18 protein-coding genes are annotated in these 19128 nt (G+C 71.0%); 9 read left to right on the forward strand and 9 right to left on the reverse strand.

Features of this window, described 5'->3' with window-relative positions; all coding sequences use genetic code 11:
- Nucleotides 1-67: 67 nt before the first annotated feature.
- From ACZ4VW_RS08595 to ACZ4VW_RS08605, 3 genes are read left to right on the forward strand one after another with little or no spacing between them, the layout of a single operon-like run.
- Nucleotides 68-1429 carry a hypothetical protein gene (locus ACZ4VW_RS08595; protein WP_467959912.1) on the forward strand — a complete coding sequence of 454 codons (1362 nt, stop codon included), beginning with the start codon at nt 68-70 and terminating at the stop codon, nt 1427-1429.
- Nucleotides 1426-1995 (forward strand): potassium channel family protein, encoded by a 570-nt coding sequence (locus tag ACZ4VW_RS08600; RefSeq protein WP_467959914.1) that lies wholly within the window; start codon nt 1426-1428, stop codon nt 1993-1995. Before ACZ4VW_RS08595 ends, ACZ4VW_RS08600 begins: the two co-directional genes overlap by 4 nt.
- Before the next feature lie 34 nt (nt 1996-2029).
- The gene (locus ACZ4VW_RS08605) at nt 2030-3409 is read left to right on the forward strand and encodes a chloride channel protein (RefSeq protein WP_467959916.1); all 1380 of its coding nucleotides are present in this window, start codon (nt 2030-2032) and stop codon (nt 3407-3409) included.
- 65 nt (nt 3410-3474) lie between these two features.
- Here ACZ4VW_RS08605 and ACZ4VW_RS08610 read toward each other — a convergent pair whose 3' ends face one another.
- From ACZ4VW_RS08610 to ACZ4VW_RS08630, 5 genes are all read right to left on the reverse strand, one after another.
- The gene (locus tag ACZ4VW_RS08610) at nt 3475-3786 is read right to left on the reverse strand and encodes an SHOCT domain-containing protein (protein ID WP_467959918.1); all 312 of its coding nucleotides are present in this window, start codon (nt 3784-3786) and stop codon (nt 3475-3477) included.
- Between the two features lie 52 nt (nt 3787-3838).
- Nucleotides 3839-4291, reverse strand: coding sequence for a DUF6325 family protein (locus tag ACZ4VW_RS08615; protein WP_467959920.1), 453 nt, complete (start codon nt 4289-4291; stop codon nt 3839-3841).
- Nucleotides 4292-4532: 241 nt separating this feature from the next.
- Nucleotides 4533-5504, reverse strand: coding sequence for a hypothetical protein (locus ACZ4VW_RS08620; RefSeq protein ID WP_467959922.1), 972 nt, complete (start codon nt 5502-5504; stop codon nt 4533-4535).
- 18 nt (nt 5505-5522) lie between these two features.
- Nucleotides 5523-5816, reverse strand: a complete 294-nt coding sequence (locus ACZ4VW_RS08625; protein ID WP_467959924.1) for a hypothetical protein — start codon at nt 5814-5816, stop codon at nt 5523-5525.
- A gap of 66 nt (nt 5817-5882) precedes the next feature.
- Entirely contained in the window at nt 5883-7757 is a 1875-nt protein-coding gene (locus ACZ4VW_RS08630; protein WP_467959926.1) for a glycoside hydrolase family 15 protein, read from the reverse strand.
- 387 nt (nt 7758-8144) lie between these two features.
- Between ACZ4VW_RS08630 and ACZ4VW_RS08635 the strand changes: the two genes are divergently transcribed.
- From ACZ4VW_RS08635 to ACZ4VW_RS08650, 4 genes are all read left to right on the forward strand, one after another.
- Entirely contained in the window at nt 8145-10832 is a 2688-nt protein-coding gene (locus ACZ4VW_RS08635) for a winged helix-turn-helix domain-containing protein (protein ID WP_467959928.1), read from the forward strand.
- A 231-nt stretch (nt 10833-11063) separates the two neighbouring features.
- Nucleotides 11064-11591, forward strand: coding sequence for a hypothetical protein (locus tag ACZ4VW_RS08640; protein ID WP_467959929.1), 528 nt, complete (start codon nt 11064-11066; stop codon nt 11589-11591).
- A 135-nt stretch (nt 11592-11726) separates the two neighbouring features.
- Complete coding sequence (locus ACZ4VW_RS08645; protein WP_467959931.1) at nt 11727-11924, forward strand: hypothetical protein; 198 nt, start codon at nt 11727-11729, stop codon at nt 11922-11924.
- Between the two features lie 37 nt (nt 11925-11961).
- Nucleotides 11962-12624 carry an HdeD family acid-resistance protein gene (locus ACZ4VW_RS08650; RefSeq protein WP_467959933.1) on the forward strand — a complete coding sequence of 221 codons (663 nt, stop codon included), beginning with the start codon at nt 11962-11964 and terminating at the stop codon, nt 12622-12624.
- Nucleotides 12625-12690: 66 nt separating this feature from the next.
- Here ACZ4VW_RS08650 and ACZ4VW_RS08655 read toward each other — a convergent pair whose 3' ends face one another.
- From ACZ4VW_RS08655 to ACZ4VW_RS08665, 3 genes are all read right to left on the reverse strand, one after another.
- Nucleotides 12691-13482 carry a bestrophin-like domain gene (locus ACZ4VW_RS08655; RefSeq protein ID WP_467959935.1) on the reverse strand — a complete coding sequence of 264 codons (792 nt, stop codon included), beginning with the start codon at nt 13480-13482 and terminating at the stop codon, nt 12691-12693.
- A gap of 195 nt (nt 13483-13677) precedes the next feature.
- Complete coding sequence (locus ACZ4VW_RS08660; RefSeq protein WP_467959937.1) at nt 13678-14361, reverse strand: hypothetical protein; 684 nt, start codon at nt 14359-14361, stop codon at nt 13678-13680.
- 145 nt (nt 14362-14506) lie between these two features.
- Entirely contained in the window at nt 14507-16006 is a 1500-nt protein-coding gene (locus tag ACZ4VW_RS08665; RefSeq protein ID WP_467959939.1) for a DHA2 family efflux MFS transporter permease subunit, read from the reverse strand.
- Between the two features lie 431 nt (nt 16007-16437).
- On the opposite strand from ACZ4VW_RS08665, the gene ACZ4VW_RS08670 reads away from it, so the two are divergent.
- A complete protein-coding gene (locus ACZ4VW_RS08670) occupies nt 16438-16575 on the forward strand; it encodes a hypothetical protein (RefSeq protein ID WP_467960833.1) in 138 nt (45 codons plus the stop codon).
- A gap of 214 nt (nt 16576-16789) precedes the next feature.
- Here the strand turns inward: ACZ4VW_RS08670 and ACZ4VW_RS08675 are convergent, their stop codons facing one another.
- Complete coding sequence (locus ACZ4VW_RS08675; RefSeq protein ID WP_467959941.1) at nt 16790-17026, reverse strand: hypothetical protein; 237 nt, start codon at nt 17024-17026, stop codon at nt 16790-16792.
- Between the two features lie 184 nt (nt 17027-17210).
- Between ACZ4VW_RS08675 and ACZ4VW_RS08680 the strand changes: the two genes are divergently transcribed.
- Complete coding sequence (locus ACZ4VW_RS08680; RefSeq protein ID WP_467959943.1) at nt 17211-19076, forward strand: ATP-dependent nuclease; 1866 nt, start codon at nt 17211-17213, stop codon at nt 19074-19076.
- Nucleotides 19077-19128: the final 52 nt, after the last annotated feature.

Genomic DNA, 19128 nt, shown 5'->3' on the forward strand with positions numbered 1-19128 from the left:
TTGCTGGACTGACGGCGGGTGCTCCGCCGCCCGATGCCACCCGCGAAGCGCTCCGCAGGAGATCCGTATGGAATCCCAGCCCGGCCGCCCGGACCCTTCCCGCAGCGTGCACTCTCCGGAAGGGCAGCCGAGCGAGTTGGCGGATCTGCGGCGGCGGATCGCGGAGCTGGAGACCGGCGGGAAGCCGCGGCGGCACCGATGGCGGTCGGTTCTCTCCGCTGTGCTGGTGATCCTGGCCGCGGTGCTGTCCGTACTCTCGGTCGTCGCGGTGTGGGCCAACAGCCTGGTGGAGGACACCGACCGATACGTCGACACCGTCGCGCCACTGGCCGAGGACCCGGCCGTGCAGACGGCGGTCACCAACCGCGCCACGACCGCGATCCTCGACCGGATCGATGTGAAGGCCCTGGTGGCCGAGCTCTCCTCGGCGGCCAAGGAGAAAGGGGCGCCCCCGGCTCTGGCCAGGCTGATCGATGAACTCGACGGTCCCATCGAGAGCGGCCTCAAGGAGCTGGTGAGCAGCACGGTCCGCCGGATCGTCACGAGCCCGGCGTTCGCGACCCTGTGGAGGGAGGGCAACCGGGTGGCGCACCGGTCCCTGGACAAGGCGCTCACGGGCAAGGGCGGCGGCGCGGTGACCCTCAAGGGCGATGAGGTGGCCATCGACATCGGCCCGGTCGTCGAACGGGCCAAGGACGAGCTGGTGAAGGCCGGCTTGTCCCGCGCCGCCAACATCCCCGAGGTCCACACCGATTTCGTGGTGTTCTCCTCGGACGAGCTCGCCAAGGTGAAGACGTACACCCGGATCCTGCAGATCCTCGGTTCATGGCTCGGTGTGGTCACCCTCCTGCTCGCCGCGGCGGCGGTCCTGCTGGCCGCGCACCGCCGGCGCGTCCTGGTGGCGACGGCGCTCGCCGTGGCCTTCGGGATGCTGGTTCTCGGCGTGAGCCTGACCGTCTTCCGCGGCATCTACCTGGACCGTCTCCCGGCCACGGTCTCGCAGGACGCGGCGGCGGCCGTCTTCGACGCGCTCGTCACGTTCCTGCGGGCCGGCGTACGGGCGGTCGCCGCCGTCGCTCTGGTGACGGCCTGCGCCGCCTTCCTCACCGGGCCCTCCCGCCCGGCGGTCACGGTGCGACGGGCGTGTACCGGCGGCATCGGGGCCATGCGCGGGGTGGCCACGTCGAGCGGTCTGCGGCTGGGCGCGGTGGGCCGGTTCGTCCACCGGCACAAGCGCTGGATCGGTGGGCTGATCCTCCTGATCGCCCTGATCGTCCTCGTCACCTGGTCGTATCCGAGCACGGTGGTCGTGCTGTGGATCGTCGCCGCGGTCGTCCTCGCCTTCGCCGTGCGCGAGTTCCTCGACGACCCCGGTACGGCGGACGGGCCGGGCCGACCTGACGGCGACAAGGAACCTCTGCCCTCATGAGCGACGCGCCGCAGGAGAGTGATACGCCGCGCCGGACTGGCCGCCTGCGTCTCCTCCTGCCGCTCCTGCGGTCCTCGGCCGTGGTGGCGGCGACCGGCGCGCTGTACTTCCTGCTCCCCCTCGACCGCGATCTCGACGGGCACACGGTCACGGTCCTCGCCCTGGGTCTGCTGGGAATCGGAGCGCTTCTCGCGCTGCAGACGGTCGGCATCGTCACGTCGCCCTATCCCCGGCTGCGGGCCGTCGAAGCGCTGACCACCGCCGTCCCGCTCTTCCTGCTGCTGTTCTCGACCACCTACTTCGTGTACGCGCACGAGCAGGGGGCCCACTCCTTCTCGGAACCGCTCAGCCGGACCGACGCCCTGTACTTCACGGTGACCGTGTTCGCGACCGTCGGCTTCGGCGACATCGTGCCCGTCTCGGAGACGGCGCGGATGCTGACCACTGCCCAGATGGTGGCCGACCTCATCCTCGTGGGCCTGATCGCGAAGGTCATGGTCGGAGCGGTACGGCTCGGTCTGGAGCGACGCCAGTCCGCCACGACGCCCGAGCAGCGCGATCCATGACGTCCACACCCCCGGTCCTGGAAGGACGCCCTCCATGACGACGCCGACGGCCCGCCCGACCCCCTCCGGAGAACCGGAGGAGCCCTCGGAGGCCGACCGATTGCGGGATTTCCTGCGCACGACGGCGTACCGCAAGGTCCTGGTCTTCAGCGCGCTGATCGGCGTCCCGATCTCGCTGGCCGCCTTCTGGTTCCTCGTCGCCCTGCACGAGCTGGAGCACATGGTGTGGGCGGACCTGCCGGAGGCGTGGGGGTGGGACACACCGCCGGCGTGGTGGCCACTGCCCCCGCTGGCCGTCGCCGGGGTCGTCGTCGGGCTGGTGGTGACCCATCTGCCCGGCGCGGGCGGCCACGTCCCCGCGTCCGGCCTCCACCCGGTGAAGACCTCGGCCGCCGCCCTTCCCGGTGTGGTCATCGCCGCGGCCGCGAGCCTGCCACTCGGTGCGGTCCTCGGCCCCGAGGCACCGCTGATCGCGCTCGGCGGCGGCCTGGCCCTGCTGTTCCGGCGGCTCGTCCGCGCCCCCGACACCCCGCAGAGCACCGCACTGCTGGGAGCGGCCGGCGCGGCGGCGGCCATCGCCGCCATCTTCGGCAACCCGCTCGTCGCCGCGGTGCTGCTGATCGAGGTGGCGGGCGTGGGCGGGCCACAGCTGTTCGTCGTCATGCTTCCCGCGCTGTTGTCGAGCGGTGTGGGTGCGGTCGTGTTCACGGGCTTCGGACGCTGGACCGGCCTTCAGACGGGCAGCCTCTTCGTGCGATTCCCCATGCCGCCCCCGCGTCTGGACACGGGGGACGTGGTGTGGTCGCTCGTGCTGGCGGTCGGCATCGGCGTGCTGGTGCATCTCGTGATCGTCGGGGGGCGGCTGGCCGCCTCGTTCGTGGCGGCGGCACCGCTGGTCCGGACGGTGGCGTGCGCGGTCGCCGCCGGGGGCTGCGCCGCTCTGTACGCGGTCCTCACGGGCCGCAGTCCGGTGGAGGTCGCCTCGTCCGGCCAGGCCGGCCTGGCTCAGCTGGCGGCCGATCCGCACGCCTGGGGCGTGGGCGCGCTTCTGGCCGTTCTGCTGTTCAAAGCCGTTGCGTACGCTCTGTGCCTCGGCAGCCTCCGCGGCGGTCTGGTGTTCCCCGCACTCTTCCTGGGCGCGGCAGCGGGTGTGCTGCTCGCGCCGCTGCCCGGACTCGGGGTGATCCCGGGGGCTGCCGCGGGCATGGCCGCGGCTGCCGCGGCCGCTCTACGGCTTCCGGTCAGCAGCGTGACCCTCGTGGTGTTGGTGCTCGGGAATCTGGCGACGGTCCCCGTGGTGATCCTGGCGGCCGTGACGGCCTTCATCACCGCCGAGCTGCTTCCGCAGGGGCTCTCGGCCCTGCCGCGCCGCCCGCGGGAGAAGGCGGCGGGCGGCGGCACCGTCAAAGCCTGATCGCACTCGGCACCGTCAGGGCCTGATCGCGTGGGGCCCGATCACGCGGGGAGCAGCGTGCCCCCTCAGAATTCGAGGAGGCGCTTCTTTTGCGCCGCGAACTCGGCCTCGGACAGCACGCCTTGCTCCTTGAGCTCTGCGAGTTCCTTCAGCTGCGCGATCTTGGTGTCCATCGACGCCGCGGCCGGCGGCGCGGGGGCGGGTGCGGGGGCAGCGGCCGGAGCGCTGTAGACCTCCTGAGGTGGGGCCGCGGCGGCCGGCCCGTAGTCCTGTTGCGCCCATCGACCGGCCTGGCGACGCGAGACCCGGTTGGAGACGGCGGTGGCGGTACCGGAGATGACCGCGGTGCGGGCGACCCCGCGAAGCAGACCTGGCATGACAGTGTCCTTGTCGTCGGGCGAGTGTCGGACGCCGGGTGGTGGGCGGCCGCTAGGCGGCGGGATCGGCCTCGGTGGCCTCCAGAGCCGCCAGGAGGTCCTCGGCCGGGATCCGTCCGTTGGCCACCATCCGGGCTCCACCGCGACGCAGAGCCGCCGCCAGCGGCGCGGCCCACACGTTCTCGTACACGAGGACACCCGCGGAGTTGCCGGGTTCGAGGACGGAGGCGGCCTCCCGGAGGTCGTCCTCACCGAGCAGTCCGGAGGAAGCTCCCTCGAACAGGGCCAGATCGAGTTCCCCGTCGCCGTCCATGTCGCTGAGCCTCAGCGCTCTGACCGAACCGTCCTCGTCCTTACGGACGAAGGACAGGTCGAGGACGCGAATGATGTGGCGGTCGACAAGGTCGAGCAGCAGAGGAAGTCCTTCGCCGGTCATGCGATTGCCCGGGAACTCCAGGACCAGGTAGTCGACAGGCCCCATCTCCGAGAGTTCGTCGACGCTCATACCGACTCCTCGTCCGGCGGCTTCCCGCCTCGGATGGTGCGGCAGCCGCAACCCGACCGCCTCATTGCCCCGTTCAATTCCAACACCGCGGGACCGGCCACGCACCTTCGCAACCGCCGGGGCCACGGTGGTCGGGCGACGGGGATCCGGGGCCCGATCCTCCGGGGCACACCCCCCGGGAGGCCCGGGCCGGTCACCGCAACCGATGCGGAGAGGTCACGACACGACCGAGCGGTGCCGCTCACGGTCGACGGCGCCTGTGACGGCGCCAGTACCAGAGGCCGCCGACCGCCGCGGACGCCGCCGCCAGGGCGATGCCGAGGACCGGCCAGCGGCTGTCGGCGATGCGCAGGCCGGTCAGGAAGGTCATCGCGGCCAGGGCGAGCGGCACGAGGAGGGAGAGGACCGCGCGGAGTGCGCCGGCCGCCGCTTCCGGCACGGGCCGGGGGGTCCGGTGGCGCGGGGCAGCCGTCGTGTCGGCGAAGTAGTAGGCGAGGACACGGTCCATCAGGCGGGCGTCGGCGCGCCGGTAGGACGACGCCATGTACGGGAGCCAGACGAGAGGGGCGACCAGGCCGACCAGAAAGACCACGCCGAGGAGCAGCCACCGCCGGCTGCGGACGGCGACCCGGCGGACACGCCCCACCTCGTCCTGGCTCTCGTCGCCGGGCGCGATCACACCGAGCAGGCGGGCCATGCGCACGGTGACCCCCCACAGGGCCATCGCCCGCCTCCAGCGGGCCGGTGCGCCGACGGCGGGTTTGGTCCGGGCGAGCGCGTCCCGCGCCTGCCGTGTGTCCTCGTACACGCCTTGGAGGACGAGAAGTTCAGCGGCGCGGGCGCCCGCGGTGGGGTCGCGGCCGTCGAGGGCGGCCAGTTCGAGGACGGTACGCGCCTGGCTGAGGAGCGCAGCGCAGAACGCGAAGGGAATCAGCACGAGGAAGGGCCCGCCCACGAGGGCTCCCTCCGACACGACCCGCCGTCGACCGCGAGTGACGACCTGGGCCCGGAGGTGCACCTCGTCGGCGTCGGGCTGCTCCCGTCGAAGCCGGGCGATCTCCTCGGGCACGGCGGGACCCATGCGGCGGACGGCGAAGCCGGCGAGGATCTCGGGAAGGTGCCCCGGATCGGTGACGACCAACGCCAGCAGCGAACGCTCCGGAGAGGCCCCCTCGCGGGGACCCGCCGTGCTCGGGAGCTCCTGGTTCGACACGGTTCTTCCTCCCCGACCTCAACGGCGCGGGGGGCCTGCGGCGTCAACGCCCACGACCGCTTCCGGGGCCTCGGGAAGACGTACGGCGGCCAGCAGCCCGACGAGCCCGATGACGGCGAGGGTGATCATGGCCGCGGCGTAGGGGTCCTCGATGTGACGGCTCAGCACGATGATCAACGCGATGACGAGCAGGAAGAGCGTGATGGGGACCTGCACGCCCTGCACCGTGGTGTCCAGGTCCTCGCTGATGTCGTTGATCATCACGTTCATGTTCGAGCCGGCGAAGCTGGAGATGAACTGTGCGAGAGCCACGGGGACGAGAACCCGTCGAGAATCCGTCGCGGACCGCCCCGAGGGCTTCGTCGCATCCACCGGGCGTCACCGCCCTGCCCGCCGACGCCGGTGTCCGGGCCGGGCCCGGGCCGGGTCCTCCGAGGTGTCGAGCTCTTCGTCGAGGGCCATCGCCGCCGCGATCAGCGCGAGGTGGGTGAACGCCTGCGGGAAGTTGCCGAGCTGCTCGCCGGACGGCCCGATCTCCTCGGCGAACAGGCCGACGTGGTTGGAGTAGGTGAGCATCTTGTCGAAGGCGTAGCGGGCCTGTTCGATCCTGCCGGAGCGGGCCAGGGCCTCGACGTAGAGGAAGCTGCAGAGGTTGAACGTGCCCTCCGAGCCCCGCAGGCCGTCGGGAGAGGCGGCGGGGTCGTACCGGTAGACCAGGCTGTCGCTGACCAGCTCCTCGCCCATCGCATCGAGAGTCGAGAGCCAGGCCGGGTCCCGCGGGGAGAGGAAACCGACCCGGGGCATCAGCAGCAGCGAGGCGTCGAGGACGTCGGAGGCGAAGTGCTGCACGAACGCCTGGCGCTTCTCGCTCCAGCCGCGTTCGACGATCTGGCGGAACACCGTGTCGCGGGCACCGGTCCAGCGGGCGATGTCGGCGGGCCGTGAGCAGTAGGTCGCCACACGGACACCGCGGTCGAAGGCGACCCAGGTCATCAGCCTGCTGTAGGTGAAGTCCTGACGGCCCCCGCGGGTCTCCCAGATGCCCTCGTCCGGGCGGTCCCAGTTGTCGGCGAGCCAGTCCAGCACGTCGCTGAATGCCTTCCAGCCGCGGATGGCCCCCATGTCCCCGCCCACGGCGAGCGCGTCGGCGGCCTCGCCGTAGATGTCGAGCTGGAGCTGGTCGGCCGCCGCGTTGCCCGCCCGTACGGGTGCCGAGGCCATGTAGCCCTCCAGGTGACCGAGGGTCTCCTCCGTCAGATGCGGTTCCCCGTCCACCCGGTACATGATCTGCAGGGGGTCGCCCGAGGGGGTGCCTCCGGCCTCGAAGCGGTCACGCAGCCAGTGGCGGAAGGAGTGCGCCTCCTGCTCGAAGCCGAGGTCGGCCAGGGCCCGGACCGACAGGGAGGCGTCCCGGACCCACGTGTACCGGTAGTCCCAGTTGCGTTCGCCGCCGATCTGTTCGGGAAGCCCCATGGTCGCGGCGGCGATCGGCGCCCCGGTGGGGGCGTACGTGAGCAGCTTGAGCGTGATCGCCGATCGGTTGACCATGTCCTGCCAGCGGCCTCGGTACCGGGAGGAGCGCAGCCACCCGTGCCAGAAGGAGCGGCACGTCTCGAACTCCTCCGCGACGGCGTGCAGGGTCGGCGGTGTCGGAGCGGGCCCGCCGCCGGCGGTGCTGGTCAGTACCACGGCGGCCGTCTCGCCGGCCGTGAGGGTGAAGCGGGCGGTGATGTCGTCGCCCTCGGTGCGCAGCGTGACGCGGTCGGTGCCCTGGAGATGAAGATCCGTACCCGGACCGTGGAAGACGGCCGAACGGTCGTCGGGCCGGGTGAGGGTGTGGGCGGCGCGCGCGTAGTCGAAGCGAGGGCGGCAGGCGAGAGCGAAGGACATGCTGCCCCGGACCACCCGGGCGATCCTGATCAGGCAGTGCCGGTCCGTCGCGGTGGTGCTGTCGAGAGGGGTCATGAAGTCGGCGACCTCGCCGACGCCTCCGGGCGCCAGGAAGCGGTTGACCAGGACCGCGGTGTCGGCGAGGTAGAGCTGGTGGACCGTGAGGTCCCCACCGTTCTCGGACGTTTCGGCGGTGAGTCGGCAGTGGCCACCCCGCTCGCTGTCCAGGAGCGAGGCGAAGACGCTGGGCGAGTCGAAGCGAGGGGTGCACCACCAGTCGATCGTTCCGCCGGAGGAGACGAGTGCGGCCGTCTGGAGATCGCCGACCATGCCGTGGTCGGCGAGAGGCGGATAACGGTTCATGGCTCCTCCTTCGCTCACCGAACCCGGCGATGGCCGACGACTGTCGGCGAGCGCGGCCGATCGTGGGCTGCGCGGAGTGAGCACTCGGCGACGCCGGGGGCCACGACTCCCTGCACCTGATGGCTCCGCCCCTTTCCCTGAACGGCGTGAGCGGTGGGGCCGCTGGTCGCGGGGACGCCGAACGGCCATGGTCCCGGGGGGCGCCCTCACCCTCATAGCGTGCGCCTCGCGGGGGTGCGACGCATGCGGGAAAGGCATCGGATACCGCCCGACCGTGGGCGTACGGGCGGATGTCACGGGCCGGCGCACCGCGCGCCCGGACGAGAAGGCTGGGACGCTGGGAGGCAGGAAGCACCGCCCATGACGTGACCCTGACGGACGGGGGTGATGAGCGCCGTGGCCGAGACCCACGACCGGGCCGGGGAACCCGCGGTTGCCGCCGCTCCGTACGCCGATCCCCTGGGAAATCCCTTTCTGCGCACCCGGTTCGCCCTCCCCGTACGGCCGACCACGTTCCTGCGGCGTCGGCGGCTCGTCGATCACCTCGATCAGGCGCTCCGGACGCCGTTGACCCTCCTCAACGGTCCGGCCGGAGCGGGCAAGACCCTGCTGGCCGCCGACTGGGCCGCCGGGCTGCGCATGCCGGTCGCGTGGCTCACCGCCGAGGCCGGGGACTGTCGGCCCGGAGTGTTCTGGGCGTACGTCCTCCAGGCCCTGCGCGCCTGCGGTGCGCCGGTGTCCGAGGCGGTGGGGACCCCGGCGGACGCCACCGGGGTGGACAGCAGGCTGCTGGCAGCGCTCGCCGCCGAACTGAACGATCGCGATCGGCCCGTGGCCCTCGTACTGGACGAATACGACCGCGTGACCGCTCCCGAGGTCGCGGAGCAGGTGGAGTTCGTCCTCCACCACGCCGGGCAGGGACTGCGCCTCGTCCTCGTCACCCGCACGGAACCGCTGCTTCCCCTGCACCGTTACCGGGCGGCCGGCGAGCTGACGGAGATCCGCGCCGCGGAGCTGGCCTTCACCCCCGAGGAGGCCGCCGTGCTGCTGGAGCTGCACGGTCTGCGCCTTCCGGCCGACGCCGCGCGCGCCCTGGTGGACCGCACCCGCGGCTGGGCCGCGGGGCTGCGTCTGTTCGTGCTGGCCGCGCGGGACAGCGCCGACCCGGAGCTGTACCTGAAGGAGTTCGAGGCGGGCCGCAGCACGGTCGCGGACTTCCTGCTGGCCGAGGTCCTCAAGGGGCGCACGGCGGAGACCCAGGACCTGCTGTTGCGCGTCAGCGTCCTGGAGCGTTTCTGTCCGGACCTGGCCGACGCACTGACCCTGAGGACCGATGCCGAGCCCCTCCTCACCGGTCTCTGCCGCGAGAACGCGTTCGTCGAGCACCTCGGACACTCGTGGTACCAGCTCCATCCGCTGTTCGGAGAGATACTCCGGGCCCACCTGCGCGAGCGCCTGCCCGGGCTGGAGCCGGAACTCAACCGCCGGGCCGCACAGTGGCTCGGACGTGCGGGGTTCCTGCCGGAGACACTCGCCCACGGCGCCGCCGCGGACGACTGGGACCTCGTCGCCGGTGCGCTCGTCGACGACCTGGCGATCGGCCGGCTCTTCACCGGCCTGCACGCGGACGGCCTGGCCCAGCTGTTCTCCCGCATGGGGCCCGAGGCCAAAAGCCCGGCGACGGACCTCGTGCGGGCGGCCCGCGACCTGTCCCGAGGCGGTGTCGACCGCGGCCTGGCCCACCTGCGCCACGCCGAGGAGCGCTTGGCGGACGACACGCCCGAGACGGCTGCCGCCCGGCTGAGCTGTGCGCTCCTGGAAGCGCTGGCCGGGCGACTGACCGGAAGCCCCGCACGGGCCGAGAAGGCCGCCGAAGCCGCCGAGGAGCTGCGGCAGGAAGTCCCGGCGCACCTCCTGGACCGGCACCCCGAACTCGACGCTCTGCTGCTGACGCACGTGGGATCGGCGCTCTTGTGGGCAGGGCGTTTCGAGGACGCCCGGGCCGCTCTGGCCACCGTGGCCGGCTCTCCGGGCGGAGCCGCCACCGCGCTCCCCCGGCAGGAGGCACTGGGGCACCTGGCGCTGCTCGACTATCTGAACGGCTGGCTCGACCGGGCGGAGCGCACGGCCCTGGCGGCCATGTCCGAGGAGGAGCGGGTCGGTCTGCCCCAGCCGTCGGGCTCGGGCGTCGAACGACTGGTCCTGGCCGCCGTGGCCGTCGACCGGCATGAACTCGGCCGGGCGCAGGCCCTCCTGGACGAGGCCCCCAGGCTTCCCCCCGGGACGCGTGACCCGGTGCCGGCGGCGGGGCGCGCCCTGGCCACGGCTCGACTGCTGCTGGTCAGGGGCGAGGGGCGAGCCGCCGTCGAAGCGGCGGACCCGGCCGTTTCCGCCGTCACCGCCTCCCCCTGGGCGGCGGGCCACGAGGCGCTCGTCGCCTCCGCCGTGCACCTCTCCGAGGGACGGCCGGACGAAGCGGCCGAGGTGCTCGGGGAGGTGACGGCGGACCAGCCGGTGTGTGCCGCCGAGGCCGCGGCGCTCCAGCTCGCCGCCGGGCGACCCGAGACGGCGGTCGACCTGCTCGACGGCATCCGCGCCGACGGACGGACCGGTCCGGCGGTGACGGTGAGGGCGGCGCTGGTGAGGGCCCGCGCCGCGGAGAGTGCGGGAGACCTGGCCACCGCTCGCCGGCTCGTGGCCCGGGCGCTCCTCGACGCCCGGCGTGAGCGGTTGCGGCGTCCGTTCCTCGACGCCGGGCCATGGATCCTGCCCCTGCTGGCCGCGGCACCGCCGCAGGAGCCGGCGGTTGACTGGCTCACACCTGGTCCGCCGGGACGCGCCGGCCGTCCCCGGGTGGGGCCGGGGCCACCGCCGCTCGTCGCGGTGGAGCTCAGCGGACGCGAGCGGGACGTTCTGGAGCGTCTGGCACGGATGCTGTCGACGGAGGAGATCGCCGCCGATCTCTATCTGTCGGTGAACACCGTGAAGACCCACCTCAAGAGCGTCTACCGGAAGCTGGCGGTGAACCGGCGCGGCGACGCCGTACGCCGCGCGCGCGACCTCGGGCTGCTGTGACGCGCGTCGGTGACCTCCGCCTGCCGTGACGCCGTCGGTGATCTCACGCCGGCCCTGACAGGCGCGCGTCGGTGCGGGATACGACGCCGCCAGGACCTGCGGGCTTCGCCGGACCACGCTCCTCCCCCGTGGCGGGTGAGGCGCGAGGCGCTCGCCTCGGCTGCAATGGACCCAGCGGCGGGCGGGCGTCGGCTCGGCGACCGGTCCCGCCGAGTCCGAGAGGAGCCGCACGTGCCCAGAGGCAAGGCCGGCCCGACCACGGCACGCGCGGAGCGCCGTGCCGAGCGCCGCGCCCACGCGGACTACACGGGCGGCGTCTACGGATCCATGCTCGCGGCCTCCGTGGTGCTGGGCGCCGGCACGCTGGGCTCGCTCCCCCGTGTCGAGCTGGTGGTGTTGCTGTTGCTGACGAGCGTGGTGTTCTGGATCGCGCACGTGCATGCCCATCTGTTCGGGGCACGGCTCGCGGAGCAGATGCCGGACCGCCGTGTGGTGCTACGGGTGTGCCGTGACGAGTGGCCGATCGTCAAGGCCGCACTGCCCCCGGCGGTCGCGGTGGCCGTCAGCCCGCTCCTGGGCCTGGACGTGCGCGGTGCCCTCTGGCTGGCCCTGTCCGTCGCCGTGGCAGGGCAGGTGGGCTGGTCGGTGGCCGCGGCGTACCGCGCTGGTGCCTCGCGGCGCCTGATGGCCGTCACCGCGTTGGTCAACCTGCTGCTCGGCCTGCTGATCATCTCCGCCAAGATCATTTTGACGCATTGAGGAACAGGGAAAGCCGTCGTCCCCATGGGTGGCGGGGTCACCTGTGCCGGGTGAGGCGCCAAAGAGCCGGGGGGGCGGACGATCGCGGGAGAGGGCGCGGTCCGACCGTCCAGGCAGTCCGTGAAAGGACAGCTCGTGCGCTACGAGATCCGAGTCGAGGGACACCTGTCGGAAACGCTGGTCAAGGCCTTTCCGGAGCTGGGCCATGTGGTGATGTCCGGCCAGACCGTCCTGTTCGGCCCTGTCGTGGACGAAGCACACCTGTACGGGCTGCTGGCGCGCTGCCAGTCGCTGGGGCTGCGCGTCGTGGAGATGCGGCAGCTTCCGGAGTGACGGAGCGGGAGCGCCCGGCCGACCAGGAGGAGGAGCCATGACCATGTCGTCCGATCCGACATCGCGCATCGGCGAGGAAAGGATGCCGCCCGGCGGGGCGGACCCCGATCCGATCGGCGATCCCGCACACATGCTCGCGCGCCTCGGCGGTACCTGGACCTGGCAGCTGGCCGCGGGCGTCGCCACGCTGGTGCCGGGTGTCCTGCTGCTGGTGTGGCCTGAAGCGACCCTGCAAGTCCTCGGCGTCCTCATCGGGCTGTACCTGCTGGTGATGGGAGTGTTCCGGTTCGTGGCCGTCTTCTCGCGGGAGGGACACTCACGGTTCCCCGGGCTGCTCGTGGCCGTGCTGTACGTCCTGGCCGGAGTGCTCTGTCTGCGGAACCCCCTGCAGACGATCACCGCTCTCTCGCTGATCGTCGGGGCCGTCTGGCTCGTCTCCGGAATCCTCACCCTGTACACGGCCATCGCCGCCGACGACCTGCCGCACCGGGGCGTCCTGGTGGGCGTGGCCGTGCTCGCCATCGTCGCGGCGGTCGTGGTCCTCGCTCTGCCGGCCGAGTCGGCCCGTGCGCTGACCCGGCTGCTGGGCCTGTGGCTGGTCCTGCTCGGCCTGGCGGAGGTGGCGGTGGCCTTCGCGTGGCGGACCTCGCTCCGTCGGACGCCTCCCCCGGGGCGTACGCCCTCCGTACCGACAGGCTGACGCCACCGGCACCGCGACCGCCACCGGCACCGGCACCCGCGACCGGGCCGGAGGAGCACCGTCGCCTCAATCCGCCCAGTACGACGCGAGCGCTCCTTCCTGGTACGGGGCCGGGCTCACGCTGAGTTCGCCGGCGAAGGGGCGGTCGAGGACGAGGACCAGGAGCAGGCTGAAGCCGATGAGGGCGGCGACGGAGGCGACGAAGAGAAGCTGGATCCGCAGTTTGCGCATGCCGTACAGGAAGGTGAGCGGGATGAGGACGAGTGCGCCGCCGAAGGCCAGGATCTGGAGGAGCGGGGGGAGTTCCTGCTCGGCCATGGTCAGTCGGGCGCGGCGCTGGGCGGCGACGTCGTTGAGGTGGTTGACAGCTTCCTCGTAGAAGACCTGTTCGCGCGCCGTCTTCGGGTCGTATGCCTGCAGTGTGTCGAAGGCGGTGCGGAGGTGTTGTTCCGTGGCGCCGTAGCTGGGCTGCCCTTCACGCATGCGGGGCCACTGGTCCTCGACGACCGCGTGGACGTAGCCGCTGAGCGCGGCGTCGAGGTCGGCCCGGACCGAGGGCGGGAAGGCCGCGGCGTCGCGGGCGATGAGCGCGACATCGGTGGCCTCGGTGGCCACGATGGTCTGGGTGCTGTCCAGTTGGGTCCAGAGGGTGACGATGACGAAGGCCAGGATGATCCCGTAGATGGCGCCGAACATGCCCAGCGTCACCCCGACCATGTCGTTGTGCTCGCCCTCCGCCAGCGATGGGTACCTGCGGCGAAGCAGCACGCTGCCGGCCACGGACACGGCGACGGTCCCGCCGACGATGACGGCGGTCAGGTTGAAGGTGCTGAAGTGATTGAGCAGCCAGAGCGACATGTACGGGAAGTCTAGGTACGCGACGATCACGGCGCCGCCGCCTGGGACGGCACTCCCCCACCGACCACGACGCTCCTCTCCCTCTCGAGGGCGGTGTACGACGCCTCGCCCCCCAGCTCGCACTCGCGGCCACGCTCCCGCACGCTCCACTCCATCGAGTGAGCGAGCGCGAGACGTCGAAGCGTGCGGGGCCCGCTAGCGCCGTGGTGCGGGCCCGAAGACCGGTGGCCTCTGGTCGTCGCCGGCAGGGCCGACGTCGCCGTCCTTCCACTCCGGGTCGTAGGCGCAGGGCCCGCTGGCGCCGCCCGTGACGTACTCCCGGTCCGCGTACCAGGTGAAGGACATCCGCTCCGTGCCGTCGTCCCGCTGGACGTACAGCTCCCCGTTCCTGCCCTGCCCGCCTTCGCGGTAGGACGTGATCTTCCAGCCGTCGTCCCTGAGGAACTGGTGCAGCCGGCGCAGGGCGGGGACCGCCTGGCTCGCCGGGACGTGGTCCAGAGCCCACGTGTGGTGCATCGAGTAGGCGCCGTCGACGGTCTTGCTCTCGATCCCCAGCAGGCCCCCGTCGTAGCAGTAGCTGGAGCCGAAGGTGTTCCGCGTGCTGACGCCGATGTCCTCCACTCCTGGTTCTATGGTGCGGGTGAACCCCATGACGGCGTAAGCCTGCTGGGAACGCTGCAGGGCGCGGTTGGCCATCTCCTCGGGCGCGACGCGAGGGAAGTCCGTCGACCTCCACGAGCCCCATGCGAGCGTCACGACCAGGAGGAGGGCGCCGACGAGCGCGGCGCCGCCGCATCCCAGGGCGCCGGGGACGCGGGAGGAGGCCCTGGACCCGGTCGAGTCGAGGGTGGCGGCGCTGAGCACGGTCTCTTTCGGCATACGAGGACGCTAGGGGGCGGGGAGGCGCGGCGGATGGGCGCGGGTACCTGACTCGTGCGAGTACGCGTACTCGAACGATCAGCCGCCGGCACCCCTCCCCCGCACTTCCTTCGTCGCAGCGACCACCGGGCGGTCTCGCAGGGCGTCAGGTGGGCGTATGCGCCGCCTTGTTCGTCGTGGTGCCTTCTTCGTCCTGGGCCTCCGACGCAGCGGGCCGCTGCGGCGCGGGCGGGGTGCGGACCAGCAGCGCGACCAGCACGGTCAGTCCGCCGAGCACGGCGCCGACGCCGAATCCCCACCGGATGCCCACGGCCAGGGCGCCGGTGGCGTCGGCACCCTCGGCCGCCGCCGTGGCGGCGCGCCCCGACATGACGCTGATGACCAGGGCGGTTCCGGCGGCGGCCGAGACCTGCTGGAGCGAGCCCAGGATGGCGGAGCCGTGCGCGTAGAGGTGAGGCGGCAGTACGGACAGGCCGGAGGTGAAGATCGGGGTGAAGACGAACGCCATGCCGACGCTCAGGGCCACGTGCAGGCCGAGCACCAGCCACGGGGAGGTCTCTTCGCCCGCGAAGGCGAACAGCGCGAGGCACACCGCTGTCAGTGCGGCTCCGGGCACGACCAGCCGGGGGGCGCCGAGCCGGTCGTAGAGCTTGCCGACCTGCGGGCCGAGCAGGCCCATCGTGAGGCCGCCGGGGATGAGCAGCAGCCCGGTCTGCAGCGAGGTGAGGCCGCACACGTCCTGCAGGTAGATCGGCAGCAGGATGAACGCGCCCATCAGGGCCATGAACGACAGGCACATCAGGGCGAGCGCCACGGAGAAGTGACGGAACGTGAGGCTGCGCAGGTCCAGCAGCGGAGTGGACGATCGCTGCAGCGACAACTGTCGCCAGACGAACAGGCCCACCAGCACGGCACCGACCACGGTCGTGGCCGACGGCGGCAGGGTGGCCTGGTCGGCGTTCCCGGCACCGAGCCCGCTCAGGCCGTAGACCAGGGCGCCGAACCCCGCTGCCGCCAGGATGACGGACAGCCAGTCGATCCGGCCGGCCTGCGGCTCGCCGATGTTGACCAGTTGGCGCAGGCCGAATATGGCCATGGCTCCGGCGATGGGCAGCACGGCCAGGAACAACAGCCGCCACGTCCCGAGCTGCAGCAGCACACCGGAGACCGCCGGGCCCAGGGCGGGTGCGACGGAGATGACGAGGGTGATGTTGCCCATGACCCGGCCGCGGTCGTGCGGGGGAACGAGGGTCATCAGTGTCGTCATGAGCAGCGGCATCATGACGGCGGTGCCGCTCGCCTGGATGACGCGGGCGGCCAGCAGCACGGAGAAGGCGGGCGCGGCCGCGGCCAGCGCCGTGCCGGTGAGGAACAGTGCCATGGCCAGGCCGAAGGCGGTCCGAGTCGTCACGCGCTGGAGGAACCACCCCGTCACCGGGATGACGACGGCCATGGTGAGCATGAAGGCCGTGGACAGCCACCCGGCGGCCGCCGCGGTGACCTCGAACTCGCGCATGAGCCGCGGGATCGCGTTGACCATGATCGTCTCGTTGAGGAGGACGACGAACGTGGACAGCACGAGAATCCGCAGCACGGCGGTGACGCGGGCGGGCGGGAGGGTGGGTGTTGCGTGCGGTGCGAGCATGGTGCCTTCCGTCAAGTGAGTGTCCTCCGTGGGGGCGCGACACACTGACAGACCACGGCGGCGGGAAGAACTCATCGGTGTCACCCGATCCTGTCGGTGACGCCGCCCAGGCTCAAACCATTTTGCCGATCGGGACCGGCACGCACGAACGGTTTTCCGGCCCCCAGGACCCGGCGTCGTCCTCCGGGCGCACACCCGCGCACGGCAACTCCCGGCAGAAGGACACAAAGGGGGTCTCCGTCTCTCCGATCCGGACGACGGCGCTGCCGGTCGCTCGAGGCCGTTGCGTGCGGTCGACGCGGGACCCCATGGCGGCGGGCAGCACTCGCGGGCCTTGAACTATGGTGTCCCACCACATACGCCGCTGACCTGCGTCTTCCTACGGTGTGCAACACGCAAACGTCCCCGCACATCCCCTGGAAGTGGTGCACATGGCCTCCCCCGCAGCGGCTCCACCCGCCGAATCGAACCTCAAGCGCATCGTCGCCGCGAGTCTCATCGGCACCACCATCGAGTGGTACGACAACTCATCCGACCAAAGCTACGACCTGCTGTTTTCCCGTCATTGACCCTCAGAAGTCAGCACCGAACCAGCACCGGGAAATCTCGTGCTGGTTGGGGGGGGGGAGGATGGGCTCGCTTGCGTAGACTGCGGGCCTCCTGATGGGCACCAAGGATGGTCACTCACAGTAGCGTGCTCTACCGCGTCCACACTTCGGCCCGCCCACTGACGTTCTCTCAGCAAAGGCCAAGCGAAGCCGCTCCGGGACGCCGGCAGCGAGTTCAGACCGCCATCGCCAATAAGGGCCCGAGCACCGGCTGACGCCCCGCCGCAGCGAGCGCGCTCCTCAAGTCTTCGGTGTTGCCGTACACCCTGACCAGCCGACGGGATCGGGGCTCCAGCCGGTCCAAGGTGGTCCATCCAGTGCCCAGCATGACGGCGGCATCGGCCTCGTCGACACCGGCGAGATGCGCCTCGGGCAGCCACTTGGCACGGGTCGGCACACGTGTGTCGGACATCAGCAACAGCCGCATAGGCAAAGCGCCGCTGGGCGTTGGGGTCGTTCCGGCGCCGGGCAGGCGGCAAGATGATCATCTTGCCCATTTCAGGGATACTTTCCGGCCGGTTGTCACACCTGCGGCGTAGCGTGGTCCCGTTCGTCGACGCCGTGGTCGGCGGCATGGTCAGCACAGGAGAAGCTCGATGCGCCTGCAGTCCGCTCACATAACCAAGTACAAGAGCATCAACGACTCCACTCAGTTCTCCCTCGAAGGCGACATCACCGCCTTCGTGGGCAAGAACGAGTCCGGCAAGACTGCCGCTCTCGAGGCCCTCTACCGTGTAAACCCGCTGCCCAGCGGGCATCCCACGACGTTCGAGGAGCTTCGGGACTATCCGCGGCGTCACCGCGCCCGTGACAGGAACCGGATCGCGCAGGCTCGCCCGGTCACCGCGACGTTCGAGCTGGAGCAGGGCGACATCGACGCCGTCACCAAGCAGTTCGGCCCCAAGGCCTTCACCGCGAAGAGGATCACGGTGTACCGCCAGTACGACGTCGACACCCGTTGGTACCACGACCTCGCCACCGACACGCTGGCCGCCGCACAGCACCTGGTCGCCAAAGCCGGGCTGGACGTCACCCGGTTTGCCAAGGCCAAGGACATCGACACACTCATCGAGGCGCTCCGCGCCGATGAGAACGCCGAAGCTGCGGTTCAGCTCGCAGACGACCTTGCCGAGCGTGACCTGAACGCGGAGATCAGGAAGATCCTGCACTTGCGGCTGCCACGGTTTCAGTACTTCGACGAGTACAACGTGCTACCCGGTAGCGTCTCGATCGCACGACTGCAGACAGTCGAAGAGGACGAATTGGAGCCGGAGGAGCGCACGGCCCTGTCCCTCCTGAAGCTTGCCGGGGTGGAGTCCGAGGAGTTTACAAGGGACAACTACGAGAGCCGTAAAGCCGCCCTGGAGGCCGCAGCCAACGAACTGACCGACCAACTCTTCGAGTATTGGACTCAGAATCCGGATCTCTCGGTAGAGCTGGACATCGAGTTCAAGCAGGCCCCCACGCCGCACGAACCGCATCGCACCGAGCCGTGGCTCCACATCCGGATCAAGAACCAGCGGCACCGGGTCACCCTCGGGATGGAAGGCCGGTCGAAGGGCTTCATCTGGTTCTTCTCCTTCCTGGCCGCGTTCTCGGAGTACAGCGATGTCACACGGCGACGGATCATCCTCCTGGACGAGCCCGGCCTGAACCTCCACGCCAAGGCTCAGAACGACCTTCTGCGCTACATCGAGGAGCGCCTGGTCCCACAGCACCAGGTCATCTACAGCACCCATTCCCTGTTCATGATCCAGCCCTCGAAACTGGACCGGTGCCGCACGGTCGAAGATGTCGACAACGACGGGACCCAGGTCAGCCAGGAGCTGTGGCGAGCCCGTGCCGACACCGTCTTCCCGCTGCTGGGAGCCATCGGCGTCGACATGACTCAGACACTGGTGATCGGGCCGAACCAGCTGCTGGTCGAAGGTCCGTCCGACGTGGTGTACCTGACCGTGATGAGTCAGGTTGTACGTGAAGCTGGCGGCACGCCCCTCGACCCCAACTGGACCATCACGCCAGTCGGCGGGCTCGACAAGGTTCCGTCCTTCGTGTCCCTGCTCGGCAGCAGCGACCTGAGCATCGCGGTGCTGATGGATGTCGCGGGCGGCGGCAACCAGCGCATCGCACAGCTCGTCTCGCGGGGGCTGCTCGACAAGGGCCGTCTGATTTACCTGACCGAGTTCACCAGCACGAGCGAAGCTGACATCGAGGACCTCTTCACCCCGAGCTGGTACCTCAAGCTCCTGTCCGCCGCGAATGTCGGGCGGTTCACCAAGGCACAGCTCAAGGGAGGCGGTCGAATCATCAGGCAGGTGGAAGCGGCCCACGGTGGCCGGTTCGACCACTACCAGCCTGCCAGCCATCTGATGCGCTCGCCCGGCACGCTGCTTGACCACGTCGACAACGAGACCCGGGACCGGTTTGAGGCCCTCTTCACACGCCTCAACGCCCTCCTCTGACTGAGTTCGCCTGGCCGGTGCCGCTGTCCCGACGCACTGCGGCACCGGCTAG

The organism is Streptomyces sp. NPDC029139 (assembly GCF_055564335.1).